The sequence below is a fragment of the Micropruina sp. genome (assembly GCF_047606665.1).
Classification (GTDB): domain Bacteria; phylum Actinomycetota; class Actinomycetes; order Propionibacteriales; family Propionibacteriaceae; genus Micropruina.
On record NZ_JASGEF010000035.1, the window covers coordinates 59,527 to 82,993 of the forward strand.

Sequence of the window (23,467 nt, forward strand, 5' to 3'; positions counted from 1 at the left end):
AGTCGCTCAGCCGACGATCGCCTCCAACTCGATGAGTGGGCGAGGGCCTTCCGGGGTGTCCGCGAGCCAGAACCGCCAGCCGTCGGATTCGGCGCCCGTCACCGCGATCGCCGCATGGTCGGGTGACTCGTAGAGCCGGCCGTCGATGTCGAGTCGGCCGTCCTCCAGCACGGTTGCGAGCGCATCGAGGGAGTTGTCGGCCGGCATCAGGACGGCACCCAGTTGCAGGGACCCGGCCTCCAGCAGCTCGGCCACGGACATCCTGCGCTTCTCGTCGGGCAGGCCTGCCTGATCGTCCGTACTCGGCCGGGCCGAGTGCGGATACTGCGCCACATACCTGCTACTGCGCAGCTGGTCGAACGCTTCACGAACGACCTGTGCCATAAGGCTGCGGCGGGCGACCAAGAACTCGGAGAAGGACAGTTCCGTCCAGCCTTCCGGAAGTGCGTGGTGGTGCATTTGGCGCGCCAGGACATGCGCATCGAGCCGCGCGGCGAACGTCGGCCAGTACTCCGTGGGTGGCTGGTCAGAAATTCCGATGTTCTCGGGCCAGTCGACGAGGGCCATGTTCGCGATCTGGTTGACCTGCTTGATGTCCGTTAGGCCTAAATGCCTTTTCAGGTAGGCCTTGGGAAAGATGTGGTGCCGTTCCACGCCCTTCTTCGCTGCGATCGCGGGGTCGAGTCGAGATCTCACCTTGACCTTGCCCAGCAGAGCGTCCGCATCGAGGATGTTGAGCGCGGCGATATACGCACTGAGGGCGGGGCTCTTCGATGCAGATGTGGCGAGACTGTTCGGCAGAGTGATCGTCCAGAAATCGGAGGTCAGCGTGTCGTTCACAACTTGGTCGAGGGTGGCGGTGAATCCTGCGGCAGTGGTGATGCTATCGAGCTTGGCGACGTCTGACTCGAACTGGGTTTCGAACGAACCGCTGTATCGGCTGGTCGCATGCGCCATGAAGAACCATCGGGTGATCACATCGCGCAGCTCCGCGATCGGCATCCGGTAGTCCACCCGCCCGATCAGCCACATCGCGTAGCTGTACAGCACCGCGTTGTCGCTAGTGATCATGGCCGCGCTGCGGTAGCCGGCACGCTCCAGGCACTGGAGAAACTCGTGCCAGTTGGTCAGGTTGAGGACGTGGCTCTGAGCCGCCTCCAGCCGTTGGAACTGGGACCTCTGCGCTTCCGCGGAGGCGATTCCGGTCTTGAGATCCTTGCCACGGAGCAGGGTGTATGCCTGCTGCAGGACGGCTCGCTTGGTACCCAGCGCGATCCCGACACGGAGCAGTTGGTCGGGCTGGGGCTTGATGAACCAGTTGAACGGGGATGGGCCGCTGGCGGCCGGGTTCTTGGCCGACCGGCAGAACTGTTCGAGCTCGAGTCTCCCGCGTTCCCAGTGCACGCTCATCAGCGTGAGGATGAAGTCGGCTCGGTTGAGCTTGACGCCTTCGGAGTTGATCCGGACGAAGACCTCGGCGACCTGCTCCTCGTCCACATCAGCGGACAGCTCGATCACCTTGAATGGGTAGTTCTGTAGATCGAACAGTCGATCGATGGCGTCATCGAGACGATCCTGCTCCTCCTTCTCCAGGGTGCGTTTCTGTTCGAGCCGTGCGAAGAAGTCCCGCACCACCTGTCGTCTCCCCTTGCCGTTCCAGAGCGTGGTGATATCGGCGATGTACTCGGGGTCCTCACGAGTCGCGGCGCTTGTGACGACGAAGTGAGCGTCGGAGGGGCGGAAGCCGATGCTGATCCGGGCCGTCGAATAGTCAGACTTCAACACCGGCTGACCGGCGAGAACGGCGTACAGCGAGGTAAGTCGCTGCTGCCCGTCCACCACCAACAGACGCGGCACCGCCTCCTTCTCGACGGTACCGATCTGTCGAGCCCCGACCGGTGCTCCTGTGGCCCAGAAGAGAAGGTAACCCACTGGGAATCCTTGGTACATCGAGTCGAAAAGATCGCGGATCCTGCTGGCCTGCCACACGAAGGGACGCTGGATATCGGGCAGAGCCACTTCGCCTCGGCGAATGTCCTCGATGAGGCCGTTCAACTGGTAGGTGGTGTCTTTGAAGAGCATGATCGGCATAGCCAGGTGACTTCCTCGGTGGGGGGAGGCGCGGGGGTGCGACTCCCTATTCTGGCCGACGAGTCGGTCACGGCGAAACGGTCTGTCCGGGCGCGGTAGCGGAATCCTCCGTCATCGCACGATGACGGAAGTAGACGACGGAAGTAGACACCGGGCGAACCGTTCGCGCTCAGGCCCATCACCGGGCTGTTCGATGACGATGGTGATCTTGGTGACCACGGCGCCCACGCCGGCAACAGCGGCGCCGCCGTTGCGGTGATGGCTCCCACTGTGATCCTGGCGTTCAGTGGGTCACGATGGGGTTCTTGCCGACGCCGGCTACTTCGGCCTGGAGCAATGGCTAGTGGCCGGGCTTGCCACCCTCCCTTCCCTGCACTGGTACGAGGTCGCGCGACTGTCCGGATTGTGGCTGGGCTGCCTTAGCGGTCCCCGTGGGTCGTATCCGCGGCCGGCAGACGATAGGCGATCGCGTGGTGCGCCTGGTATAGCAGCAGATCGTCGGCGCCGGGCACTTTCAGCCCGATGCCGCGGCCGAAACCGAACTCGGCGGGCTCCCCGCTGAACTCGGCACCGCGTCCGCGCAATTCGGCGATGGTGGCGTCCAGGTCGTCGCACATCAGCGCGATGTTGTGTTGCCGGCGTGCCGTCCATTTCTCGCCGCGATGGACGCCGCTGGTGGGGTGGACGCCGACCTCGCTGGGGCCGCTGCGGAAGATCAGCCATTCGGCCGGATCGCTGCCACCGGTGCCCGCGCCACCCACGCCGCTGTCGCCGGACTCGCCCTCGGAGACGAACGGCCAGTGCAGCACCTCGGCGAAGAAGGCGCGGGTCGCGGTCGGATCATCGGAGTAGATCATCGTGTGCAATGCGGTCAACATCTTGCCAGGGTAGCCATCCGTCACCTGACCAACCACGATGGAGCCATGGCTGTTGAGGACGTACGTAGAGAGTTGCGGATCGCCGTCTACGAGCGCGATGTTCCTGGGCTGTTGCGCCTTCTGGCGGGCGATGCGTGGCCGCCGGACGCGCTGCAACTGGTCGGCGACGGGCTCATCGACGCGCTGAGTTCAGGCGTGCCCGAGGCAGAGGAGCCGGCGCGCCGCTGCGTCGCCGAGTTGCGGGAGCGGCGCTGGGACGGCGACGACGTCCTCGCCGAAGCCCTGGAGGCTGGCCTGGGTGCCGAACCGATCCATACGCTGCGTCCGGTGCCCGTCGACCTCGAAATCGTGGCGGAGGCTCTCGAGGGCGGTTTCGGCGACAGCGGCGGCGCAATCGACCTGGCCACCGGGGAGTTCCGGCCCGACTTCGACTCCGGTTACGGGGATTACGACGACGATGACGATCTGGAGGAACGGGAGTGGCTGACCATCTGGCCGCACGGTTCCCATGACGGCTACCGGGACATGCTGGTGTTCATCGACGACCTCGATGATCCGATGATCGCCGACCTGTTGAGTGTCGCGGTTCAGGGCCGGGGAGCGTTCCGCCGGTTCAAAGACACCCTCGGCCGCTGGCCCGACCGGCTCGCGTCCTGGTTTGCGTTCAGCGACGACCGCCAGCGCGGACGCGCCCGCGAATGGCTCGCCGACGAGGGCTACACGCCGGTGCGGGCCCCCTCGGTGGAGCCGTAGGCGACCGAACGAACCCGAAAACCCCCCAGTCGATTGCTCTCCGCCGGCGTGTCGCCCGCCTTTTCGGTATCGACTGTGGAGTTTTCGGGAATCCCCTGTCGGGCCGCCACGATCCACGCGATCGGGGAGGGCGCAGTCACCGTCGCCGTGGTCGTCTGGGCGGTCGTCTTGGTCGGGATGCTCCGGCGGATGCTCGACGTGCTGGTTCGCGCACGGACCCGACGGGCCTGAAACGGCTGGTCAAGGACGCTCGCGGTCAGCGCGGGGCTCGAGAGGCTTCAAACGCTCCGTCTGACGACGGGCGGGTGAGAACGTCCCGAGGAACTTCAGGACGCCGTCGGCGCGTCCGCGGGTGACCAGACGGGTCGCCTCCTGTGCGCGGCGGGCGTCGATCCGCAGTCGGCGGCTGACCGAGCGCTCGGCCAGAGCGCCGAAGAAGACGTCGAGTTCCTTGAGCTGATCGTCGGAGACGTCGGCGTCGGGCTGATCGACCGCATCGGTGACGACCTGCATCAGCTTCTCGGCCTGGCCGCGCAGTTCGGCGTCCTCGCTCAGAATGCGGACCGCCTCCGGAAGGTTGCGTTCGGCGAGTCCCCACCACTTGTCCACACCGGGGAATTTCCGCAGGCGGTCGTCCCTGATCTTTCGCATCCGGTCCAGGTCGAGACTGGAGCTGGAATTGACCGACGAGAAGAGGTTGTCAAGCGCGTTCGCCGGGCAGGTGACTGTGCCGGTGACATTGCCGAAGATCTCCCAGTCGCCTTCGTTCTTCCAGCGCTTCGAGAACGAGATCGTGCCTTTGCTGGCGAGCTCGTCATGGCTGAACAGGAAGACCTGGAAGCCGATGGTGTCATCGGGGTTGAGCCAGCTCCAGAGGTTCTCGAAGAAGCTCTGCTGGTTCTTGATCGCGTCCTCCACGGCGCTCTTGATGGCGCCCTCGAATTGCTTCAACTCACCCTCGGAGACCTCCTGATTGGTGAGCGATCTGGTGGCCACGATCTGGTTGACCGCGGAGCGTACGGCGTTGTTGAGCGCGGTCTTCCCGGCGGCGGCACCGTCGTCGGAGACGTTGTCCTCCTCCATCAGCACGCACACCACGCCGGTCACGCCGCCCACGTCGGGCTGGGCCGCGTCGAACGGCGGCGGCACCGGGATCGGCTTCATCAGCGTCTGCCACTCGCCGATGGCGGCCGGGATGGAGACGGTCTCGCCGGCGTCCACATCGTCATTGGGCAGGTTGCCGTGCGAGCCGGGGGTGAAATGCATCGTGGCCTGGCCGGACAGTGTCAGCCCGGAGTTGACGCTGATCGTGGAGCCGTCGACCAGGAAGAAGACGGTCCACAGATAGGGTTCCGCCGAACCCAGGCCGTCGCCCTCGTCATGGCACTTGATCGAGGTGAGATCGAACTGGACATTGAGTGTGTTGCGGGCCATTGACGGCTCCTTCCGTCGGAAAGCTGCCATCCCCATGGGCGGGACGCCCGCCGGATGATCGCCTGATAAACGATCGTCCGTCCCGCCCCGCGTTTCGGCAAGGGGCCGGGTCCCGATGCCTGGGTGTCAGAATTGCGGGGTGTCACAATTGCGCATTCGCGCCGGGTCTACGCCTCTTCGGGTTCCTGACCGGTCTCGATCACCCGGCGAGCGAGCTCGCGAGCCTCATGTCGAGCTCCGAGATCGCTCAAGGCGTGTACCTCAACCCCAATTCGGTGATGAGCTACATCTGCTCTCCTCCTACCTGCACGATCGGGGTGGCGCGGCGTGCGCGGACCGTCTCCTGGGGCCATGCGGCGGAGGCTGCGCGGCGGCCATCTGGTCGCCAGACGCTGCGCAGCCACGGGCGTCCCCCGAACCCTCTGATTCCCACGATCCCGTGGCACTCGCGGACGTCTGAGCGGTCAAACCCGGTGCCGACTCGGCTGTCCCGAGGAGCGCGCCATGGTGCACACAACGCAGCCGTATCGACCGTCCCATCCGTCCGCGGAGCCGCTATGCAGGGCCTGTTCGTCCTCCTGCTTCGGGCGGCCCCCGAGCCCGTGTCGCGGCACGCGATCGTGGAACGAATCGTCACGCTGGACCTGTCCCTGTGCGATGGGCTGACGAGTCGCGACCGGGGACGCGGTGCCGATCACGACGACCTTGTCCAGGTCGATCGAGTGGCTCTGGTCGGCCGTTGAGAGATACCGCGCCGACCACTGCTGGACGATCCGGCCCCGCGGCCGTTGCAAGAGCCGTGCTCGGCACGGCGGCAGCTACCACCCCGACTCGCTGGACGTCTCACGCACGGGGGTCGGGGAGTCCGCCGGCTCGCAACTGCCGACGAGGATCTGGACGCGACTCTCACCGATCGCCTCGCGCTGCGGCAGGCGCTCGGCTGGCTGTCGGCGCGTGACTGGACGCTCCTCGGCCGGCGTTTCGGCGGGGATGCACCCAACGCGAGATCTCCCGCCGACTCGGCCTCTCGCAGATGCGGGTGTCCCGCCTGCTCTGCCGCATCCTGGCCGATCTGCGTGCGGAACTGGACCCGGTACCGGAGCCGGCGTCCCTGGCCGGCTGAGGGGGCCGCTCGGGCGCACCGGCAGCTGACCTCTGGCCTGAGTTGCACCTCTTTGGTGCCCCAGTGTGTGGAGGATTTCTTGGGTGTCTGGGTTGATGGCGGGTTGGGCGTACCCGGTGGCTGCCGATGGTGATGGTGACATGGCGCAGCGGCTTCAGCAGGGTGATGAGCTTGCGGAGGCTCCGGCCGGAGCGGGCTTGCAGGTCGCGGGCGATGGCGAGGGCGGCGCACACGATGGTCGGGTGGGTTTCGATCGCTTCCCGTGTCACGAATGGACCAGCGCGGTGCGCATCCTCGGTTCGGGACTGGTCGACGCCGAACTGTTGGCCACCCACGAGGTGCTGCTCGAGGACGCTGTCAGCGGTTTCGAGGCGATGCGTTCTCGTGACGAGCATCGACTCAAGGTGATGTTCCGGGTCGCCGGAGAGGACGGCCTGCCGAGGAACCGCTGAACTCGACCAGCGGTCGGTAGCCTATCTGCGGCGACCGAAGATGTCTATTAGTGAACCGAAGTCTTGCCGGGCGAGGCGAAGATATCCTTCGCCGTCCGGCGGATAATGAAAGGTGAAATCATGGCGCGCGATGCGTTGCGTGAAGTGTTGGCCGACCACCGCAGGGGTGTCGGGGTGGGAATCTATTCCGTCTGTTCGGCTCATCCGCTGGTCATCGAGGCGTCGATACGTCAGGCATTGGCCGACGACAGCCTGGTGCTGATCGAGGCGACCTCGAATCAGGTCGATCAGTTCGGCGGCTATACCGGAATGACCCCGGTCGATTTCCGCGATTTCGTTCTCGGGATTGCCGATGCCGAGGGGTTCCCCCGTGACCGGGTGATCCTGGGCGGCGACCATCTGGGGCCGAACCGCTGGCAGAAGGAGTCGCCCGAGGTTGCGATGCCCAAGGCGGAAGATCTGGTGCGTGCGTATGTGGCGGCCGGCTACACCAAGATCCATCTCGACTGCTCGATGTCGTGCGCCGGCGACCCGGTGCCGCTGACCGACGCCATCGTCGCCGAGCGTGCGGCCCGGCTGATGGTGGTGGCCGAAGAGGCCGCCGGCACGGCCGACCTGAGCGTGCCGATCTCGTATGTGATCGGCACCGAGGTGCCGGTTCCGGGCGGCGCGCACGAGACGCTCGGCAAGCTCACCCCGACGTCCGCGGAGGCCGTCCACGAGACCATCGCGGCGCACAAGGAGGCGTTCGACCGGGCCGGCGTCACCGACGCCTGGTCGAAGGTGGCGGCGATCGTGGTGCAGCCGGCGGTCGAGTTCGACCATGTGAAGGTGATCGACTACGTCTCGGCGAACATCGGCGGGCTGCGTCATGCCCTGGACGACCAGGAGCGCCTGGTCTTCGAAGCGCACTCGACCGACTACCAGACCGAGAGCAACCTGCGCGATCTGGTGCTCGACCACTGGGCGATCCTGAAGGTCGGACCGGGCCTCACCTTCGCCCTGCGCGAGGGACTGTTCGCCCTTGCCGCGATCGAGAACTACCTGGTCGAGGACGCCACCCGGCGGTCCAATCTGGTCGATGTGATCGAGCGGGTGATGACGGAGTCGCCGGGGTACTGGGAGGGCTACTACGAGGGCTCCGCGCACGAGCAGGAGGTCGCCCGCCGGTTCAGCTACTCCGATCGGATTCGCTACTACCTGCCGAACGAAGAGATCGTGAAGGCGATCGATCTGATGCTGGCGAACTTGGACGAGGTGGGCATTCCCGGGCCGCTGATCAGCCAGTACCTGCCCAAGCAGTTCGACCGGGTGCGCGAGGGGGAGCTCACGCCGTCCGGCCACGAGCTGCTCGTCGACCGGGTGCGGGACGCGCTGCGTCCCTACGTGGGGGCCTGTGGACTCGGCAGCTCCAGGGCCTGACCAGATCCGTCCTCCCGGCGATGCCATGCCCAGTGGGATGCTGCGCCCACTACCTACGCCGCCGGCGAGCGCCCGCAAATGGCCGGTGGTGGGTGCTGGCCGGCGCACCGTTTCAGCGCCTTGTAGTAGGTGTTGGGATTCCCCCAAATCGACACCCGCACCCCTGACAAGGCCCGACGCCCACCGAAAACCGAAATCAGCGCGAGGTGTGAAAGTGAGGCTCTCACGGGCCGGTCGGCAAGGGGACGGTGAGCAATTGCTGTACCTGCCGCCGGATCTCGTCGGCCATGTCGACATCGCCGGGGGAGAGCAGCCACTGCACCTGCAGTCCGTCCATCAGCGCGACGATCGCGCGCGCCTGCCGGGTCGGTTCGACGCGGGGCGCCAGCAGGCCGGCCTCGCCGGCCCGAGTCAGCGATCGTCGCACGGTGTCCACGGTGCGCCGATAGCGCTGGACGAAGTAGTCGTGGGCCGGGTGGTCGGGGTCGGACGCCTCCGCGGACAGCACGGCGAACAGCGCGACCAGCTGCGGCCGCGAGGCGTTGTAGGAAGCCAGTTCGACCAGCGCGGCCAGCGCCGTCAGGCCGGTCTGGTCGCCGGCGGCCAGGTCGAACCGCGCGGCGTCCTCGGCGTCCCGACGCTGCAAAACGGCTTCCAGGAGCGCTTCCTTGGAGCCGAAGTGATGCAACAGCCCGGTGCGCGAGATGCCGGCCGCCTGCGCCAATTCGAGGACGGTGGCGTGTCGGTAGCCGACCCGCGAGAACAGCTCCGTCGCTGCGGTGACGATCTGCTCGCGGCGCAGTCGTCCGCTGGCGTAGCCGCCGTCGCGTGTGCCCATCGGCTCCCTTCCGACAAAATTCGACACTAGTGTACATATTCGCCTAGGCTGGTCCGGACGTCCCTCACCCGGCCACGCGGCAGCGTGGCGCCCGCATGCCCTCGGAGGAATCCGTGACCCAGGTCGCAGCCACGTCCCAATTGGCTACCAAATCGGCGCGCAACGGAGACCTTCTTGTCTTCGGCATGAACGGTTTCGTTTTCGCCTCGTGGATGTCACGGGTGCCCGACGCGAAACAGATGCTGGACATCACTGCCGGCCAGTTGAGCCTGCTGTTGCTGGCGATCTCGGTCGGCTCGATGCTCGGTCTGCCGGTGGCCGGCCGGATCGCCCACCGCTTCGGCGCGACCGCGACGGTGCGGCTGGGCGCGCTGCTCACCTTGCCCGGCATCGTGCTCGCGGCGCTGGCCGTCGAACTGCATGCGCCGCTGCTGCTGATCGCGCCGATCATGGTGCTGTTCGGCTTGGGCATCGGCATCTGGGACGTCGCCCAGAACCTGGAGGGCACCATCATCGAGCAGGCGCTCGGCCGGGCGATCATGCCGTGGTTCCACGCCTTGTTCAGCGCCGGCACCGTGGTCGGAGCCTTGATCGGCGCCGCCCTGACCTACCTGAAGATCCCCCTCGGCATCCACCTGTCGCTCGCTGCGGTGCTGACCCTGGCCGCCGTCTGGTGGGGCACGGCCCAGTTCCTGCCCGCCTTCGACGAGAACGCCGAAGCGACCGGGTCCGCCGGTTCGAAGGGACGCTCGGCGTGGACAGAGCCGCGCACCCTGCTCATCGGCGTGATGGTGCTGGCCGCCGCGTTCACCGAGGGTGTCGCCAACGACTGGATGGCGCTCGCCTTCGTCGAAGGCCACGGCCTGGACAACTCGATGGGCGTGGTCGCCCTCGCCGTCTTCCTCGCCTTCATGACCGGCGGACGGATCCTCGGCACCCAGCTGCTCGACCGCTACGGCCGCATCGCGGTGCTCCGGGCGCTGTTCGCCGCTGCCGTCGTCGGCTGCGCACTGGTGGTCTTCGGGTCGCCGTGGCTGGCCTTCGCGGGCGCGGCGATCTGGGGTGTCGGCGCCAGCCTCGGCTTCCCGGTGGGCATGTCGGCGGCCGCCGACGACCCGGCGCGCGCCGCCGTCCGGCTCAGCGTGGTGTCGACCGTCGGCTACGGCGCGTTCCTGGCCGGGCCGGTGTTGATCGGCTTCCTCGGCGATCACTTCGGCGTGCTGCGGGCGATGCTGGTGGTCGGTGCGGTCAGCCTGTTGGCGATCCTGGTGGTGCCGGTCGCCCGTCCGTTGCAGGCGTCCGGACCGGAGGCCGACCGGTGAGCGGGACGCCGGGGCGGGTGCTGCTGCTGGACATCGACGGCACCCTGGTCAACTACGCCACCGAGCTTCCCGCGAGTGCGGCGGACGCCGTCCGAGCGGCCCGCGATCGGGGACATCGGGTCTATCTGTGCACCGGACGCAGCCGCGCCGAGATCTATGACCAGCTCTGGGATCTGGGTGTCGACGGACTGATCGGCGGCAACGGTAGCTACATCGAGGACGCCGGTCAGGTCGTCTTCCATCAGGTGCTGGACGCCGCCGTGGTCGCCGAGGCGGTCGGGTGGCTGCTGGCCGAAGATCTCGGCTTCTACCTGGAATGCAACTCCGGGCTGTACGCCAGCGACCATCTGCCCGAGAAGGCGGCGGCGATCCTGGACGGCGGGGTGACTCCCGAGAACGTCCGGTTCATCCGTGAGGCGATGCCGCAGCTGATCTACGGAACGCGGGCCGGGCGGGACGACGTCAACAAGATCAGCTTCGTGCTGGAGCCCGCCGTCGACCTCGACGCATTGGCCGCCCACTACGCCGGACGCGCCGCGATCGACACCTGGAGCATGACCGGCAAGCGCGCCGAATTCGGCGAGTTCGGTCAACTCGGCATCCACAAGGGCGCAGCCGTCGAACGCCTCGCCACCCATCTGGGGGTCGGCGCCGAGTCGTTGATCGGTTTCGGGGACGCCCGCAGCGACCTCGGCATGTTCGCCGCCTGCGGCACCTCGGTCGCCATGGGCAACGCCCCCGACGAGGTGAAAGCCTCCGCCACCCTGGTCACCGACCACGTGGACGCCGACGGCCTCGCCAATGCCTTCCGCCGCCTCGCCCTCATCGACTAACCACCCAGCGGTCCCCGGTGACCGGGAGAACCGTCCCCGCGGTCACACCAGCATCAGCAGCGTCCCGGCGAGAATCAGCACCAGGCCGATGGTGGCCCGCCGGCCGAGGCGCTCGCCGAGGAACAGCCAGGCGAACGCGACGGTCAGCACGATGCTGGTCTTGTCGATCGGCACCACGACGCTGGCCGGACCGGCTTGCAGGGCGCGGAAGTAGCACAGCCAGGACGCCCCGGTCGCCACACCGGAGAGCAGGATGAACACCAGATCGCGGCGCGGTATCCGGTTCAACCCGCGGTGCTCGCCGGTCGCGAAGGCCACCACCCACGCCATCACCAACACCACCGCGGTCCGGATCGCGGTGCCCAGGTTCGATTCGACGTCCGCGATTCCCACCTTGCCCAGAATCGCGGTCAACGCCGCGACCACCGCCGAGCCGAGGGCGTAGACCAGCCAACCAGGCCCACGGGTCGGGACCGCAGGGGACGCCGGACGCGGGTGGCGGTCGATCATCAGATCGGTGCCGGCGGTGATCACCGCGATCCCGGCCAGCCGGGTCGCCAGGCTGTCGGTCTCACCCAGCAGCACGATCGCGAACAGCACGGTCAGCACGATGCTGGACTTGTCGATCGGCGTGACCTGGTTGACGTCGGCCAACTGCAGGGCTCGGAAATAGCACAGCCAGGACGCCCCGGTCGCCAGGCCGGACAGCACCAGAAAGCCGATCGTGCCGCCGGAAAGCGTCCCGATGGTGCTTTGCGAGCCGACCACGAACACCGCCAGCCAGGCGAAGCAGAGCACCACCACCGTCCGGATCGCCGTGGCCAGATTGGACGGCGTGTGCCGGATGCCGACCTTCGCCAAGATGGCGGTCAGGCCCGCGAACACCGCGGAACCCACCGCGTAGAGCACCCACATCCGAACATCCCATCCTCGGGTGACAACGCGCTCGCCAAGGAAGCGCTGATCGGTGCTGTCCCGAGCCTGCCGCGGCCCGGAACGCGGTGGATCAGTGGTTCCTTACGCAGCGTAGGGGTACTCGACGCCTCGCAGTCGTCGGTCCGTCAGTCGACTCGATGACAGGAGATCCCGAAAACTCCAGACTCGATCGCTATGGAGAGCATGCTAAAACGATTCATCTCAAATCGACTCCGTAGATTTCGGGTTGACGGCCGGGCACCTCGGTCTGCATCGATCGCCCGGACGCCGTCACTCACGGCCGCAGCAACACCTTGACCGCCCGCCGGGAGTCCATCGCCGCATGGGCCTCGGCGACATCGGCCAGCGGGAGCTGCAGATCGAACACCGGTGCCGGATCGATCACCCCGTCCCAGACCAGCTCGAGCAACTCGGGCAGATACGCGCGGCAGTGTGCCGGACCGCCCCGGACGCCGACGTTGCGCCAGAACAGCTCGTTCACAGGGAGATCGCCGTGCGGAACGCCGACCAGGCCGATGTTTCCGCCGTCCCGGACGCAGCCGATCGCCTGCAAGCGGGAGCCCTCGGTGCCGACACACTCCAGCACGCAGTCGGCGCCGATCCCGTCGGTGAGCTTTTTGACCGCCTCGGCGCCGGCCTCGTCCCGTTCCGCGACGATGTGGGTGGCGCCGAACCGGAGCGCCAGCGCCTGCCGGTCGTCGTGCCGGCTCATCGCGATGATCGTGGATGCCCCGAGCTGCGCCGAGGCCAGCACCGCGCAGAGCCCGACCGCGCCGTCCCCGACCACCGCGACCGAACTACCGGGTGCGACGCCGGCGCTGACCGCGGCGTGCCACCCGGTGCACATCACGTCCGACAGGGTGAGGATCGCGGGCAGCTGCTCGTCGGTGGGGACGCCGGGCGTCGTCAGCAGGGTGCCGTCGGCGAACGGGATCCGGATCTTCTCGGCCTGGCATCCGGCGTAGTGGGCGCCGTTGACGCAGTTGGCCTGGGCGCCCTTGCGGCACACCGGGCAGCTGTTGTCGCCGGGGTTGAAGCCGCCGACCACGAAGTCGCCCGGCTTGACCGTGGTCACCGCGTCGCCGACCTGCTCGACGACGCCGCAGAACTCGTGGCCGATCGGGGTCGGCTGTGGCACCGGCGCGACGCCGCGGTAGCGCCACAGGTCCGACCCGCAGACGCAGGCGGCCACGGTGCGCACCACGGCGTCCGTCGGCTCGACGATGACGGGATCGGCGCGCTCCTCGAAGCGGACGTCGCCGGGTGCGTGAATCACTGCTCCATACATGGCTCTAGCTGACTACATCGGACGCCCCGATGGGAGGTATTGCCACGGCCACCTTCGAAGGTTTCGTGGACCGGGCCGGCGAGGTAGGGCCGTCGCCGCGTCCTCACAGGTAGAGGTACCACAACTGCGCGTAGTTGCCGGCCGGGGGCCACTGGGCCAGTTGGCTGAACCGGCCGCCGGCGGTGTCCAGGGCCAGCCGGGTGCTGACGTTGACGAACAGGTACGAGCCGCTGACGCTCGACGGCCACAACTCCCACTGCACATTGGCTGCGGTGGTGCAATACCCCTCGCGGACGCGTCCGCCCGGCCCGGTGTTGTTCACGAAGACGCACAGTCCGCTTTCCCGATTCCTGATCCGGTAGATGTTCGGCTTGCCCGGTTCGGAATAGATATTCACCTGCTGGAACGACCACTGCTCCTTCAAGGAATAGGTACAGGTCGCCAATTGCAGTCCGCCGTTCAGGACGCCGGGAGCGTACATGCACTGGCCGTATTGCCGGTTGACCAGATAGTGGTAAAACGGCGGCAACGAAGGGGACGTCGTGGGGACGCCCGGTCCGGGCATCGTCGCCGTCGCGTTGGCGACCGGATGGCCGGCGACCGCGGGTGCGGCGGTTGCGGTGCTGCCGAGTGACAGCACCGTGATGGCGACGGTCAACGCGGCCCCGGCGAGGATTCCGAATCGCATCCTGGTTCTCATGTCTGGCACCTCCTGGTGCTCGTCCGGTGGCGCCGGCTCGATGACGCGATCTCGGTCCGCCGAGATCATCGACGCGGTTGGACGGGACCGCTGCCGGTGCTGCGGGCACAATCTGCCCGTACCGAAAACGCTAGGTCTGGGGACCTCTCCGGACGTCGGGGCTGCACCCCCAGATCTGCCGGCGGAACCCCCACAGTTCGTGAGGCCGATGAGCGCACGGGCGCTCGCAGATGCTGCGTTTGCCCTGGTCGCAGGGGTGTAGATCGCGGTAGTGAACCGATCGGCTGTCAGGCGCGGTCGCGACCAAAGAGGGGCAGATGGAGGAGGCTCCTCAGGTCGGCAATGTGAGGACCGGACCATTCGGTGTCCTCGTCGATGGATTCTCCGGCGTTCGCACCTTGCGTCACCAAGCGCACGGTGTGCATCCCCAATGCCTGAGCGCCAGTGAGTTCGAAACTTCCACCGTCGCCGACGAAAAGGCATTCGTCGGGGCGGAGGCCGAGTTGCCGTGTCGCGGCCAGGTATGCGTGGGGTGCGGGCTTGCGAAAGCCGGTCTCGCAGGAGAAGGACACAGCCTCGAAGAACGGAGCCAAAGGGCTGTCCGCCCAGATCTCGGGTGTTTCCGCCGAGCAGTCACTCACCAGCCCGCGAGCTATTCCCAAGACGCGGAGCTCGCGCAGGGCCGGAAGTGCCCATGTGTCGCGATGCAACGCACGGGTCATCTCCAGACGAAGCTCGACGGCCTCTTTCACGGCGGCATCGGACGGGGTAGCACCGAGGCGACTCGCCAGCCATCGGACGGTGCCTCGCAAGTCTCCCAGTCGGCCACGAGTGCGGTCATCGAACGTGTCACGGATCATGGCTGCGAGATCGTCAGGGTCTACAGCCAACACCTCGGCCATACGCCGGGAAACCCCGTCGCGTTCGACGCGAGAGCCACCTGGAATCAAGGTGTTGAACAGGTCGAAGAGCACTGCGCGCACACCGACGACCACAGCGCCACGCTACCGCGTCATCGGGCACGCGAGTAACCACCCCGGGGTATTGCGGCATCTGGGGCATCTGGCGGGCGAGACTGTTCGATGAGAACCACGTCGGCCGTGGCGTTCACCAACCGGCGGCGAGCCGCACCGCCTCGGTCCTGGATGTGACGCCGAGCTTGGCCAGGATGGCCCCGACGTGATGCTCCACCGTCTTGGGTGAGAGCACCAGGCGGTCCGCGATCGCGCGATTGGAAAGGTCTGCGGTCATCAGCCGAAGCACCTCGAGTTGTCGATCGGTCAGTCCGGCCGGATTCGCATGGGTCCGGCGCAGGCGTCCCCGCGGCACGCTCGCGACGCCGAGCGCGCGCAACCGGGCGCGCGCGAACGGCAGCCCGCCGACCGCGGCGGTCCGGTCGAGGATCTCCGCCCCAACCCGGACGTCTTCAGCAGCGTCCGACGCGAGCAGCGTCAGCGCCTGCGCATGCGGCTCGCCCAGCGCCTCCCACGCTGCGGCGGCAGACTGCGTCCGGCCGGCGAGTTCGAGGGCGTACGGTTCTGGCATCCCGTCTGGGACGACATCGAGCAGGCCGGCCCGCTGGCGCCACACCGCCACCGCACCGATGTCCCACGCGTTGCCGCGGCGCAACGCCAGCCGGTAGCAGTCAGCGGTCGCTGCGTCTAGGGCCGCGGCGTCCGCATGCAGCCAGGCCCATTCGGCACGGACGCAGGCCATCGGCCGGATCCGCTGCAACTCGGCCGTCGCCAACGCGACTCGCCAGCCCGCCTCGAGCAGCGCGGGCGCATCGGGGTCGCCGCACCGGACGGCGATCGTCGCCTTCACCATCGTCGACGGCGCGGGATGGGCGTCCGGCGCCCGCCCGATGGCGACGCGAGCGGTTGCGATGTCGCCGCGGGCCAGCGCGAGCATCGCCCGCATCACGTGCAGATAGGCCAGGTAAAGCGACAACTCACGGTTCTCGGCGAAGGACGCCGCCCGATCGATGAGCCGCCCGGCGGTCTCCAGCCGGTGCTGGTCGAGGGCGTTCCAGGCGGCATTGAGCAGGGCGCGGCCCGCCGGATCGTCGTAGCCCTGGTCGGACGCCGAGCGCGCGGTCTGCTCCAGAAGCGCCAGGCCGGCGTCCAGGTCGGACCGCGCCAGCGAGCTGCCGATGTTGACCGTCGCGTTGACCACCGTCTCCTGGTCGCCCACCATGTGCGCGATCGCCGCCGCCAGCCGCCCGAGTTCGATCGCTTCGGCGTCCCGTTGCGCCAGCATCGCGAGGCCCGATTGATTGCTCAGGGCCGTCGCGAGTTCCGGAGAGGGCGCCGCGTCGTCCAAACCGGCGAGCACTCGAACCGCCTCGTCACCGGCCGATTCGGCACCCTGCCGGTCGCCGCTGGTCCAGCGGATCCGGGAGAGCCACCGCAGCGTGTCGCTGAGTCGCCGCGGATCGCCCAGCCGGCGGCGCAACGCCAGGGCCTGGGTGCGGGCGGCGTCGGAGGTCCCGTTGCGGCCGGCGGCGTAGGCCTCGGTGGAGTAGGCGTCCCAGGCGTCGGCCCGATCAGAGACGGTCAGCAGCTCCTGATGGTCCAGGACCAGAGCGTACAGATCGGCCGCCTCGCGGTGCGAGCGCGACTGGGTCGCCAGTCGGGCGGCGGCCAGCCCATGGCGGACCAGCGCTGCGGGGTCCCCGGCCTGCCGGGCATGATGCGCCAACCGGGCCTCAGGTGCGCCGGCGGCGGTCAGGGCGCGAAGCACCGCGGCGTTGTGCTCGCGACGGCGCTGTCCGGGAAGTGAGCCCTCGATGACCCGGCGGGCCAGCTCGTGGCGGAACCGGACGCCGTCGCGATCGGCGACCAGCAGGCCCGCGGCTTCGCCCGACACGGTGTCGGCGCCGGCCCCCAGACAGGTGTCGATCAGCCACGCCTCGCACCGGCCGGGCAGCACGCTGATCAGATCGGCGGTGGTGCGTGCCGCTCCATCGAGACGGGCGTACCGGCCGAGGACCGCTTCGCGCACGCTGGCAGGTGTCTGCTCGCCCCGCGCGACCACCAGTTCGGACACGAAGAACGGGTTGCCGCCGGTGATCCGATGGACGGCCGCGGCGTCCGTGGCTGGGCCGGCCAGCTGGGCCACCGCGTCGAGGCTCAATCGGCTCAGCTCGATCCGCCGGCAGCGTGAACTCGGCGCGGCGGCGAGGGTGCGATGCAAGGGATGACCGGCGGGCAGCTCGTCGTCGCGGAAGGTCAGCACGAGCAGCAGCGGCAGTACGCGTATTCGCCGGGCGAGGTAGCCGAGCACGTCGAGGGTGGCCTCGTCGGCCCAGTGGACGTCCTCGACGACCAGCACGGTGGGCCGGGCCGCCAGCATGGTGCAGGTCTGCAGCCCTGGGTGCCCGCTCGGCTCGAATGCGCCGGACACGCCGTCCCATAGTTCCTGGATCGCTCCCAGCGGACGGGGTACGAGCAGATCGTCGCACCGGCCGCTCAATGTCCGCAGGCCGCGGGGAAGCGTCCGCAGGAACTCGGCCACCAGGCTGGACTTGCCGATTCCCGCCTCACCATGCACCAGCACCACCTGGCCACGGCCGCGGCGAAGCCGATCGACCGCCGCGCTCAACACGGCCCGCGGGCCCGACCGCTCCAGCAGTGCCATGGCCCCATCATGCTCCGCGTCCGAGGTTCGCCGACGCGGGATCATGGCTGTCGTACTGTGGCGAGTTTGGTCCTCGCAGCAGGTCACGACGCCCATGGTGGCTTCAGGCGTTCTTCCTGCCGTTCGTGCGCCCTCCGGCGATCAGAATGACGACCAGCGCGGCGGCGGTGAGCCCGGCGCAGACCAGGAACATTCCGGTGTAGCCGGCAGTGGTTCCGGCGATCGCGATCACCCCGCCCGAGACGATGGCGCCGATCCGGCGGGTGTTGGCAAAGAGTCCGGAGGCCAGTCCGGGTCGCGGAATGAGGTCCTGGAACCAGGTGAGTCCGACGCCGGTGACGGTGGCGAAGAACCAGGCATTGAGTATCTGGGCGCCGACCAGGGCCATTGGGTCGTTGACGAAGGCCATCGCGACGTAGAACGCGATCCCGGCCATGCTGCCGACGACCAGCAACGCGACTGGACCGTATCGATTCCACAGCCGTCCGAGCAGGAATAGCGCCGGGATTTCGGCGAGGGCGGCGACAGCCAGCGCGATGCCGCCCCAGATGGCGTCCACACCGAGCGCGCTGACGGTGAACAGGGTGACGACCGAGGTGGTGGTCGCGTTGGTGGCCTGCAGGGCGACGAACGCAACGACGACGCCCGACACCCGTCTCCGGGACGACGGCACCGCGGGACCGTCGGCCGCCCGCTGGCCGGTGGTTGGGCCGGGTTGTCTGCGGCGAAGGGCGAGGATGGCCGCGATGCCGGTCAGGGTGATCGCCAGGATGGCGACCAGGACCGAGCGGGTGCCGGCGAGTCCGGCCAGCAGCATGGCGAGCGGCGGTCCGGCGACCCACGACGCCGAGACCATCGCCCGCGCCCGCATCACCGCGGACGCCGCCCAGCCGCTGGCCCGCAGGTGTGCGAAGAACAAGGTGCTACCGACTCCGGCCGGTCCGCCGAGGACGATCAGGGCGACGGCTGCGACGGGGAGCGACCCGGCCACGGCCAGCGTGCCGGCGAGCGCGAGGGCGAGACCGCCGCAGCCGATCATCGGACCGAGATAGTCGCCGCGGCGGTCTGCCCAGGCCGGCACGATCAACGCGGCGACGAACCCGCTGGCGTTGTAGAGAGCCAGGACCAGCCCGACCTCCCCCTCGGTGGCGCCGAGCAGGTCGGTCAACAACAGCGCAAGGGCCAGGTTGAGCACCGCGAGCTGCAGCCCCCAGGCCAGCGCGGCCACCTGAGCGAGCAAAACCGTCCCGCGGCCACCGGTCATCAAGTATTCGCTCTCTCTTGCTCTACACGATCGAGACCGACAGCCGGTCCTCCACCTGGGACGCCAGCGAGGTGTCTGCTGCTAGCGCCGGCCTCTGAGCCCTCGATCCATCTTTCAGCCTTGCTGCGCGGACGCCTGCGCGGACGCCTCGTCGGTCGGCACATCCGGGGCGACCCGCCGCGCGGCGCGCCGGGCGTCCCGCTTGCTGCGTCCGTTCCGCCGCCAATTCTCCAGGATGTCGTACAGCACCGGCACCAGAATCAGGGTTAGCAGGGTGGACGACACCAGCCCGCCGATCACCACGATCGCCAGCGGCTTGGAGATGAACACCCCGCCGCCGGTCAGGCCGAGGGCCATCGGCACCAGCGCGAAGATGGTGGCCAGCGCCGTCATCACGATCGGCCGGACGCGCAACCGGGCGCCGGCGGCGATCGACTGTTCGATGCTGGAGCCGGACTTGCGCTTCTGGTTGATCAGGTCGATCAGCACGATCGCGTTGGTCACGACGATGCCGATCAGCATCAGCAGGCCGATCATGCTGGGAATGCCGAGCGCGGTGTCGGTGATCAGCGACAACCCGAGTGCGCCGGTGGCGGCGAACGGGATCGACACCAGCAGGATCATCGGCTGCAGCAGCGAGCCGAAGGTGGCCACCATGATCAGGTACACCACGGCGACGGCGACCACCATTGCCAGGCCGAGCTGGGCGAACGACTCCTGCTGCTGCTGCGAGACGCCGCCGATCCGGACGGTGACCCCCTGCGGCAGATCGAGCGAGGCGATGCCTTGGGAGATCGCCGCGGTGGTCGCACCCAGGTCGGACGATTCCGAGGTGCCGGTGATGGTGGCGGCCCGGATACCGTTCACCCGAGTCACGCTGGCCGGCGCCTGCACCAGGTCGACCTTCGCGACCTGCCGCAGTCGGACCGGATCGGCGGTGGCTTCAGCCGCCTCCTTGCTGGCGTCCTGAATGGCCTGCTGCTTGTTCTGCGCCTCCAGCGACTTCGTCCGCTGTTCGGCCGCCGCGTCCAGCTGCTTGTCGGCCTGGGTCACCCCGGACTTGGCCTGGGCCCGTGCCGCACCCAGCTGGGCGACCTGAGCACCGGCGGCTGAAAGCTGCTGGGTGAGTCCGTAGATGGTGGCCGGGAGCGGCGCACAGATCGGATTGGCCGGATCGACCGGGCAGACCGTGGCCAGCTGCTGCTGCGCGGTGGCTAGCTGCTTCCGCAGAGACGACAGGCTCTTCTTCGCCTTGTTCAACTGCTTGGTCAGGTTCTTCTGTGCCTTCCGGGCTTCCGCACGGCCCTTCTTCAGCGCGTTGACCTGGTCGTTGTAGGCCTTGGTGGCGTCCCGCTTGGACTCCTCCGACAGCTTCTCCGAGCGTTCCTGGACACGATCGGCGGCGTCCGATTTGGCGTTGCCGATCATCAGCTGGGTGACCGGCAGCTTGATCTCGCGTAGCTCCTCAAGGCTCTTCACCGGCGTGCGCGAGCGTAGGTAGACGTTCAGTGTGGCGTCGCCCTCGGCGAGGGTGCCGATCAGCTGCCCGCGCACCGAGCGGGCGACGGCCTGCCCGATCGAGGACTGGGTCATGCCCAGGTCGGCGGCCTCGGAATCGTCGATGCTCACCTGAAGCATGTCGCGGGCACTGGAGAGGTCGCTGGTCACATTGGTCAGCCCGGGGATGCCGGTCACCATCGCCTGCACCTGGTCGCTGGCCGCGGCGAGCTGATCGGCGTCCGAGCTCTCGACGTAGACCGCCAGGCCGGTCGAGGAACTGCCGGCCCCGATCGCGACCTCGACCTCACCGAGGTCCGGACCGAGCTGGGAGATCTCCCGACGTAGTCGATCGGCGGCCTGGGTGCCGTTCGCGCCGGCCTTCAGCGGCACCGTGAAGTTGGCCTTGTTGGTGTCGCTCGGGGCGGCCAGGAACACCGCCGACGAGGCACCGCCGATCGTCGTCGAATAGGTCTGCACATCGGGGTCGTTGCCCAGCACCTGCTCGATCCGGGTGGCGGCCTTGTCCGTCTCCGAAAGGCTGGTGCCGGCCGGAAGCTCCTGCGTGATGGTGAGGCTCTCGTTCCCCATGCTGCCGATGAAGTCGGTCTTCAACCGCGGCACCAGCGCGAGGGTGCCGGCGAAGATGCCGAACGCGATCAGCAGGGTGATCCAGCGATGTGCCAGGCTCCCGTTCAGGATCGGCAGGTAGGCCTTCTGCAGCCAGGTCTCGGTCTCTTCTAGGTCGACGACGGTCGCCTCCGGATCGGCGTCGGCGGCCCGCTGGTGGACCACCTTCGGCTTCATGAACCAGGACGCGAACACCGGGATCACCGTCAGCGACACCACCAGCGAGGCCAGCAGCGCCACCACGGCGGCCACCGCGAACGGACGGAAGATCTCGCCGGCCTGTCCGCCGACCAGGCCGATGGGCAGGAACACCGCGACCGTGGTCAGCGTCGACGAGGTGACCGCGCCGGCCACCTCGCGGACGGCGTTGATGATCGACTTTCCACCGACCTCGCCGTAGCCCTGGTGACGTTTGATGTTCTCGATCACGACGATCGAGTCGTCGACCACGCGTCCGATCGCGACCGTCAGCGCGGCCAGGGTGAGGATGTTCAGGGTGAATCCGCCCACCCACAGACCGATCAGTGCGATCAGCAGCGACAGCGGAATCGAGATCGCGGTGATCAGGGTCGGACGCAGCGAGCGCAGAAACAGCAGGATCACGAACACCGCCATGGCCAGGCCGATGCCGCCCTCGACGGTCAGGTCGTGCACGGACTGCTCGATGTAGGGGGCCTGGTCGAACACCGTGACGAAGCGGGCGTTGCTGCCCAGCGACCGCTCCAGCCCCGGCAGCTTGTCGGCGATGCCGTGGGCGACGGTGACCGTGTTGGCGTCCTGGGTCTTGGTGACCGACAGGGTGAGCGACGCCCGGCCGTCAACCCGTGAAATGCTGGTCTTCTCGACCGGCTGTTCCTTGACGGTGGCCAGCCTGCTCAGCCGGACCGGGCCGTCCGTGCCCTGCACTCGGAGATTGGCGATCTCCTTCGGGCTGGAGTAGGTGGTGCCGGTCTGCACGTTGAGGTTGGCGGTGCCCGTGTACATGGTGCCCGACGGGATCGCCGTCGAGTTGGCGGCGAACATCTGGGCGATGGTGGCCGGGTCGACACCGTACTTCTGCAACTCGGACTGCTTGTAGGTGATGACGATCTCGTGCTCTTCCTCCCCCGAGACCGCGACGTCGCGGACGCCGGCGACCGCCTTCAGCTCGGGGCCGACGGTGTCGGTGACCTTCTGGGACAGGGTGTTCAGGTCTTCGTCGGACGACAGGGCGAGCAGCGCGACCGGGATGTCGTCGGTGCCGCCGGTGATCACCCGCGGGTCCACGTTGCTCGGCAGGGTGGCGGCGATCGAGTCGATGGCGCTGCGCAGCTTGTTGGCCATGTCGTCGGCCGACACCCCGTAGTCCCACTTCACCGAGACCTGGGAGACGCCGCTGGAACTGGTCGAGGTGACGTCGGTGATGCCGTCCACGCCCTTGACGGCGCTCTCGATCGGCTTGGAGACCTGCGCCTCGACGATGTCCGGTGCGGCGCCGGCGTAGACGCTCACGACGCTGCCACGGGGCACGTCGATGGACGGGATCAACTCCTGCTTGAGCGCCGTGGTCGAGTAGACACCCAATCCGATGGTCAACAGGCTGAGCAGCAACACCACGGTGCGATGGGCGAGGCTGAGCTTGGTCAGGCGGAGCACGGTTTCCCCTTCTTCGGCTCACGGGCGCCGGGTCGAACGGGTGACCAGATCCGGCCACGTCGGTTAGCATAGCTCTAACTATTCGTATGGCAGAAAGCGATTCCTGGTGCGATCACCCCAGTCGTTCGGACCTGACGGAGAACGTGCGACGCTGGCTGCCGACCTGATCGACCTCAACATGCAGGTGCACGACCGGGCCATCGGTCTGGTGGGCCCGATGCCGCCACCACCCGACCTGACCATGCAGCAGTTCCGGGTGCTCGGCCAGGTCGTTCGGCGTCCGGGCATCTCGGGCAACGAGCTCGGCGGTCTGCTCGGGGTGAGCGCGCCGACCGCCAGCGGGCTGGTCGAACGCCTAGTCGAGAAGGGACTGATCGCGCGCAGCGACGACGTCGGCGATCGCCGGATCCGCCGCCTGCACCCGACCGAGGCCGGCCGCGACATCATGCGCCAGATGGACTCCATGTTCGACCGGATTCTCGGCGCCGTGTTGCAGGTGCTGTCGGTGGACGACCTGGAGGTGCTCTGTCAGAGCGCCCGGACCATGCTCGCCGCCCTGGACCGGATGGACGCCCAGGTCGCCGGCACACCGACCGGGTCCTCTCCCTAGTGTCCTGTCAGGTTGTTTCGTGAGATAATTGCTGGATTCGGGAATTTCGGTTGGGGTGGGGCGGTTTCAGGGGGTAGAACCTCTACCGAAGGAGCCGCAGATGCCTGGTCCGGGACGACCGA

Annotated in this window: 18 protein-coding genes; 7 read left to right on the forward strand and 11 right to left on the reverse strand. The window is 67.9% G+C overall.

Annotation, left to right across the window (positions count from 1 at the left end; genetic code table 11):
• Positions 1–6: 6 nt before the first annotated feature.
• Positions 7–2,091: a DUF262 domain-containing protein gene (locus tag QM619_RS07890; RefSeq protein WP_415106457.1), complete on the reverse strand. Its 2,085-nt coding sequence runs from the start codon at positions 2,089–2,091 to the stop codon at positions 7–9.
• Between the two features lie 419 nt (positions 2,092–2,510).
• Positions 2,511–2,969, reverse strand: coding sequence for a VOC family protein (locus QM619_RS07895; RefSeq protein ID WP_415106460.1), 459 nt, complete (start codon positions 2,967–2,969; stop codon positions 2,511–2,513).
• Positions 2,970–3,014: 45 nt separating this feature from the next.
• Between QM619_RS07895 and QM619_RS07900 the strand changes: the two genes are divergently transcribed.
• The gene (locus tag QM619_RS07900; protein ID WP_415106463.1) at positions 3,015–3,722 is read left to right on the forward strand and encodes a UPF0158 family protein; all 708 of its coding nucleotides are present in this window, start codon (positions 3,015–3,017) and stop codon (positions 3,720–3,722) included.
• A 240-nt stretch (positions 3,723–3,962) separates the two neighbouring features.
• Here the strand turns inward: QM619_RS07900 and QM619_RS07905 are convergent, their stop codons facing one another.
• Positions 3,963–5,156, reverse strand: coding sequence for a hypothetical protein (locus tag QM619_RS07905; protein ID WP_415106466.1), 1,194 nt, complete (start codon positions 5,154–5,156; stop codon positions 3,963–3,965).
• A 958-nt stretch (positions 5,157–6,114) separates the two neighbouring features.
• Here QM619_RS07905 and QM619_RS07910 point away from each other — a divergent pair.
• The 3 genes from QM619_RS07910 (at position 6,115) to QM619_RS07920 (ending at position 8,153) form a co-directional block, all read left to right on the forward strand.
• A complete protein-coding gene (locus tag QM619_RS07910; protein ID WP_415106511.1) occupies positions 6,115–6,279 on the forward strand; it encodes a sigma factor-like helix-turn-helix DNA-binding protein in 165 nt (54 codons plus the stop codon).
• 242 nt (positions 6,280–6,521) lie between these two features.
• Positions 6,522–6,731, forward strand: coding sequence for a hypothetical protein (locus QM619_RS07915; RefSeq protein ID WP_415106469.1), 210 nt, complete (start codon positions 6,522–6,524; stop codon positions 6,729–6,731).
• Positions 6,732–6,851: 120 nt separating this feature from the next.
• On the forward strand, positions 6,852–8,153 hold the full coding sequence (locus QM619_RS07920) for a D-tagatose-bisphosphate aldolase, class II, non-catalytic subunit (protein WP_415106472.1): 1,302 nt from the start codon (positions 6,852–6,854) through the stop codon (positions 8,151–8,153).
• Positions 8,154–8,376: 223 nt separating this feature from the next.
• On the opposite strand, the gene QM619_RS07925 is transcribed toward QM619_RS07920, so the two are convergent.
• Positions 8,377–8,991, reverse strand: coding sequence for a TetR/AcrR family transcriptional regulator (locus tag QM619_RS07925; protein ID WP_415106475.1), 615 nt, complete (start codon positions 8,989–8,991; stop codon positions 8,377–8,379).
• A gap of 185 nt (positions 8,992–9,176) precedes the next feature.
• On the opposite strand from QM619_RS07925, the gene QM619_RS07930 reads away from it, so the two are divergent.
• The gene (locus tag QM619_RS07930) at positions 9,177–10,313 is read left to right on the forward strand and encodes an MFS transporter (protein WP_415106478.1); all 1,137 of its coding nucleotides are present in this window, start codon (positions 9,177–9,179) and stop codon (positions 10,311–10,313) included.
• Positions 10,310–11,146, forward strand: a complete 837-nt coding sequence (locus tag QM619_RS07935; protein ID WP_415106481.1) for a Cof-type HAD-IIB family hydrolase — start codon at positions 10,310–10,312, stop codon at positions 11,144–11,146. Before QM619_RS07930 ends, QM619_RS07935 begins: the two co-directional genes overlap by 4 nt.
• Positions 11,147–11,188: 42 nt before the next feature.
• Here QM619_RS07935 and QM619_RS07940 read toward each other — a convergent pair whose 3' ends face one another.
• From QM619_RS07940 to QM619_RS07970, 7 genes are all read right to left on the reverse strand, one after another.
• A complete protein-coding gene (locus tag QM619_RS07940; protein ID WP_415106484.1) occupies positions 11,189–12,061 on the reverse strand; it encodes an EamA family transporter in 873 nt (290 codons plus the stop codon).
• 295 nt (positions 12,062–12,356) lie between these two features.
• Positions 12,357–13,370 (reverse strand): zinc-dependent alcohol dehydrogenase family protein, encoded by a 1,014-nt coding sequence (locus QM619_RS07945; RefSeq protein ID WP_415106487.1) that lies wholly within the window; start codon positions 13,368–13,370, stop codon positions 12,357–12,359.
• A 103-nt stretch (positions 13,371–13,473) separates the two neighbouring features.
• Entirely contained in the window at positions 13,474–14,070 is a 597-nt protein-coding gene (locus tag QM619_RS07950) for an RICIN domain-containing protein (protein ID WP_415106490.1), read from the reverse strand.
• Between the two features lie 287 nt (positions 14,071–14,357).
• On the reverse strand, positions 14,358–15,065 hold the full coding sequence (locus tag QM619_RS07955) for an HAD family hydrolase (protein ID WP_415106493.1): 708 nt from the start codon (positions 15,063–15,065) through the stop codon (positions 14,358–14,360).
• A gap of 112 nt (positions 15,066–15,177) precedes the next feature.
• Positions 15,178–17,709 (reverse strand): helix-turn-helix transcriptional regulator, encoded by a 2,532-nt coding sequence (locus QM619_RS07960; RefSeq protein WP_415106496.1) that lies wholly within the window; start codon positions 17,707–17,709, stop codon positions 15,178–15,180.
• Positions 17,710–17,812: 103 nt separating this feature from the next.
• Positions 17,813–18,973 (reverse strand): MFS transporter, encoded by a 1,161-nt coding sequence (locus QM619_RS07965; RefSeq protein WP_415106499.1) that lies wholly within the window; start codon positions 18,971–18,973, stop codon positions 17,813–17,815.
• Between the two features lie 114 nt (positions 18,974–19,087).
• Positions 19,088–22,735 (reverse strand): efflux RND transporter permease subunit, encoded by a 3,648-nt coding sequence (locus QM619_RS07970; protein WP_415106502.1) that lies wholly within the window; start codon positions 22,733–22,735, stop codon positions 19,088–19,090.
• A 106-nt stretch (positions 22,736–22,841) separates the two neighbouring features.
• Between QM619_RS07970 and QM619_RS07975 the strand changes: the two genes are divergently transcribed.
• Positions 22,842–23,345, forward strand: a complete 504-nt coding sequence (locus tag QM619_RS07975; protein ID WP_415106505.1) for a MarR family winged helix-turn-helix transcriptional regulator — start codon at positions 22,842–22,844, stop codon at positions 23,343–23,345.
• The last annotated feature ends 122 nt before the right edge of the window (positions 23,346–23,467 follow it).